General features: G+C 45.2%; 2 protein-coding genes. Both read right to left on the reverse strand.

The annotated features are described in order from the left end of the window. On the reverse strand, nt 1–487 hold a 487-nt coding region (locus ACP0KA_RS27850), incomplete at its 3' end, for a replication protein (RefSeq protein ID WP_424632202.1). Between the two features lie 32 nt (nt 488–519). Further along, nucleotides 520–753 (reverse strand): CII family transcriptional regulator, encoded by a 234-nt coding sequence (locus ACP0KA_RS27855; RefSeq protein ID WP_424632203.1) that lies wholly within the window; start codon nt 751–753, stop codon nt 520–522. Between the last annotated feature and the right edge of the window lies 1 nt (nt 754).

Consider the following 754-nt stretch of genomic DNA (forward strand, 5'->3'; position numbering starts at 1 on the left):
AATTCTCTGACGAATAATCTTTTCTTTTTTCTTTTGTAATAGTGTCTTTTGTGTCCCCCTGTTTTGAGGGATAGCAATCCCCCAATTTGAGGGATGTTTTATCCCTCGTTTTAGGGGATTTTCCCTCGTTTTGAGGGATGCACCATTCTGAGATGTTTTTATTTGGTCCAAACATGCCGCCTTGCTGCTTGATAATATTCATTCTGACGAGTTCTAACTTGGCTTCATTGCACCGTTTGACAGGTAACTTTGTAATCTCGCTAAGTTGAGAATCGGTGATTCTGTCCATTGGTTTATTCCACCCATAGGTTTTACGCAGAATGGCAAGCAGCACTTTAAACTGTCGCTTGGTCAGATCTGCGCCCGAATAAGCCTCAAGCAGCATATTTGATAGTCTGGCGTAACCATCATCGAGATCTGCCACATTACGCTCCTGTCCGGCAAAGTTACCTCTGCCGAAGTTGAGTATTTTTGCTGTATTTGTCATAATGACTCCTGTTGATAGATCCAGTAATGACCTCAGAACTCCATCTGGATTTGTTCAGAACGCTCGGTTGCCGCCGGGCGTTTTTTATTGGTGAGAATCGCAGCAACTTGTCGCGCCAATCGAGCCATGTCGTCGTCAACGACCCCCCATTCAAGAACAGCAAGCAGCATTGAGAACTTTGGAATCCAGTCCCTCTTCCACCTGCTGATCTGCGACTTATCAACGCCCACAGCTTCCGCTGTCTTCTCAGTTCCAAGCATTGGAATT

It is taken from the genome of Bradyrhizobium sp. SYSU BS000235, assembly GCF_049747295.1.
Classification (GTDB): domain Bacteria; phylum Pseudomonadota; class Alphaproteobacteria; order Rhizobiales; family Xanthobacteraceae; genus Afipia.